Here is a 2,628-nt window from a genome sequence, read left to right on the forward strand (position 1 = left end):
GTACGTCGATATGGCTTTTAGCGTTGGTTTTCATGATTTGTTCTTAAAACTCGATTCCTGTAAAAATAAGAAAAGCGATAGATAATCCATCGCTTTTCACATAATATGATTGTAATATAACGTAGCCTATTTCGCGAACGAAACAGAACGTGTTTCTCTGATCACCGTTACTTTGATCTGACCAGGATAGGTCATTTCTGTTTGAATACGGTTAGAAATATCAGCGGCCAACAATTCTGCCTGCTGATCAGTAACACGTTCACTTTCTACCACCACACGTAGTTCTCTACCTGCCTGGATGGCAAAGGTTTTCTCTACACCTGGGTACGACAAAGCGAGTTCTTCCAGTTCCTTTAACCGTTTGATGTAACTTTCTACCACTTCACGTCTGGCACCCGGACGTGCACCTGAAATGGCATCACAGGCCTGGATAATTGGTGAGATCATAGAAGTCATCTCGATCTCGTCATGGTGGGCACCAATGGCATTACAGATTTCAGGATGTTCTTTATATTTCTCAGCCAGTTGCATCCCTAAAATAGCGTGTGGTAATTCTGGGTTATCATCAGGCACTTTACCAATATCATGAAGTAAGCCTGCGCGTTTAGCCATTTTAGCATTTAAGCCTAATTCCGCTGCCATGGTTGCACAGAAATTGGCTACTTCGCGAGAGTGATGTAATAAGTTTTGTCCGTAAGATGAACGGTAACGCATACGTCCAACCATCCTGATCAGTTCAGGATGTAAACCATGTATACCTAAATCGATTACAGTACGTTCACCGATTTCTACAATCTCTTCTTCAATTTGCTTTTTAGTTTTAGCAACAACCTCTTCAATACGTGCAGGGTGAATACGGCCGTCAGTAACTAAACGGTGTAACGCTAAACGGGCAATTTCACGTCTTACAGGGTCGAAACCTGATAAGATAATCGCCTCAGGAGTGTCATCAACAATAATCTCAATGCCTGTTGCAGCTTCAAGCGCACGAATGTTCCTACCCTCTCTACCAATAACACGACCTTTAATCTCATCACTTTCAATGTGAAAAATCGACACGGTATTCTCAATAGCAGCTTCTACAGCTGTACGTTGAATGGTTTGGATAACCACTTTTTTAGCTTCTTTCGTTGCAGTAAGCTTAGCTTCATCAACAATGTCTTTAACCTGAATCATGGCCTGAGAACGCGCGTCTTCCTTCATGTTCTCAACCAATTGGTTTTTCGCTTCTTCGGCACTTAAACCTGCAATAGCTTCCAACTGTTTTACATGCTGCGTTTTCAACAAGTCTACTTCTTCTTGTTTTTTAATCGCAATTTCAGTTTGTTTCTCTAAATGTTTTTTTTGGTTATCTAATTCCTGCTCTTTGCGGTTTAGATTTTCCATACGCTGGTTAAGGCTCTGTTCTTTCTGCTTAACTCCGTTCTCGCGTTGATTGATTTGGTTATTTTTGGTATTTACTTCTTGCTCGTGCTCTGATTTTAATTGCAGAAACTTCTCTTTTGCTTCGAGTAACCTATCTTTTTTCATGATGTCGGCGCTAATCTCCGCATCTTTTAAAATTTTCTTAACCTTAGTCTGGGCTGCAATTTCCTGCTTTTTCCACAAACTCCTGAGCAGGTATCGCCCTGTCACAAAACCGATGACCAGGCCGGCTAGTATGTATCCTATTATTCCAATTATTTCCATTTGTAATTTATAAAAAACCGTAATTAATTCTAAGTCATGTGGTTGACATTACTTAAAAGGAAACTGATGAAACATGTTTAACAACGTTAAACTTTTTAGCTATAAAGAACAATCCTATTTTGAAAAGAAATCGTTTAATAAACTATCTAGTTCTTCCACTTTATCAGCTACTGCAGCGTCCTGATTCTGGACTTGGTTTTCAACCCTCAATACCGCTGTTGCATAGTGCAACACGGCCATAGAGAGTAAATCCTGTTTATCTCTGACCGCATAGTTCTCCTGGTAGTCTTTTATGCGTTCGTTAATAATCTTGGCTGCCCGCCTTACAATTTCTTCCTCTTCCGTACTCACCTTTAAAGGGTAGATACGGTCAGAAATAGTTATTTTTATCGAGATTTCTCCCATTTTTAGCTTTGTTTCACTTTTCTAGTATTCCTTACTTTTTAAGCAACACGACACACTTATCAATCTCACGCACAAATTCGTTAATTTTTTGCTTAATATCAAGCGATTTCTCGCTCGTGCCCTCCAGGCTTTTAGCCAATTTTAACACCCTCAGTTTTTCTTCAAGTGTTTGGTTTTTGGTCTTTTCTGCGTCGAGGTTTTTCCGGATAACTAGGTTTTCAGCATTTAATAAATCATTTTCTTCCTGCAAAGCATTGCAAAGCTCAATTAAACGAGCTGTTTTCTGTAATACTGTATCTAATTGATCTGCAACCGAAGTCATGTTATTAAACGTTAATTTTAATTAAGTCCAGAATAAACAATTATTATCTGATTTCTGCTTTCGCTGTTTGCGCTAAGTTATATATAATCTTTTGCATAACCGCATCAATTTGCTTATCGGTTAAAGTTTGCGCCTCATCCTGTAGAGTAAAGCTTAATGCATAAGATTTTTTCCCCTCAGGCAGTTTATCACCCGTGTACACATCAAAAACC

At 39.1% G+C, this 2,628-nt stretch carries 4 protein-coding genes; all 4 read right to left on the minus strand.

What is annotated here, in order from left to right; all coding sequences use genetic code 11:
• Positions 1-126: 126 nt before the first annotated feature.
• Positions 127-1,689 carry a ribonuclease Y gene (gene rny, locus ACR2F3_RS03280; protein ID WP_432708550.1) on the minus strand — a complete coding sequence of 521 codons (1,563 nt, stop codon included), beginning with the start codon at positions 1,687-1,689 and terminating at the stop codon, positions 127-129.
• Between the two features lie 114 nt (positions 1,690-1,803).
• Positions 1,804-2,094 (minus strand): cell division protein ZapA, encoded by a 291-nt coding sequence (locus ACR2F3_RS03285; protein WP_432708551.1) that lies wholly within the window; start codon positions 2,092-2,094, stop codon positions 1,804-1,806.
• A 31-nt stretch (positions 2,095-2,125) separates the two neighbouring features.
• Positions 2,126-2,416 (minus strand): hypothetical protein, encoded by a 291-nt coding sequence (locus tag ACR2F3_RS03290; RefSeq protein WP_432708552.1) that lies wholly within the window; start codon positions 2,414-2,416, stop codon positions 2,126-2,128.
• 43 nt (positions 2,417-2,459) lie between these two features.
• Positions 2,460-2,628: hypothetical protein (locus ACR2F3_RS03295; RefSeq protein ID WP_432708553.1), on the minus strand; the 169-nt coding region annotated here is incomplete at its 5' end.

Source organism: Pedobacter sp. (assembly GCF_045627485.1).
In the GTDB taxonomy this organism is placed as follows: domain Bacteria; phylum Bacteroidota; class Bacteroidia; order Sphingobacteriales; family Sphingobacteriaceae; genus Pedobacter.

What these genes read in the sequence shown, in the direction of transcription:
- rny (WP_432708550.1), bottom strand. Translation starts at nt 1,689, where the DNA reads ATGGAAATAATTGGAATAATAGGATACATACTAGCCGGCCTGGTCATC.
- ACR2F3_RS03285 (WP_432708551.1), bottom strand. Translation starts at nt 2,094, where the DNA reads ATGGGAGAAATCTCGATAAAAATAACTATTTCTGACCGTATCTACCCT.
- ACR2F3_RS03290 (WP_432708552.1), bottom strand. Translation starts at nt 2,416, where the DNA reads ATGACTTCGGTTGCAGATCAATTAGATACAGTATTACAGAAAACAGCT.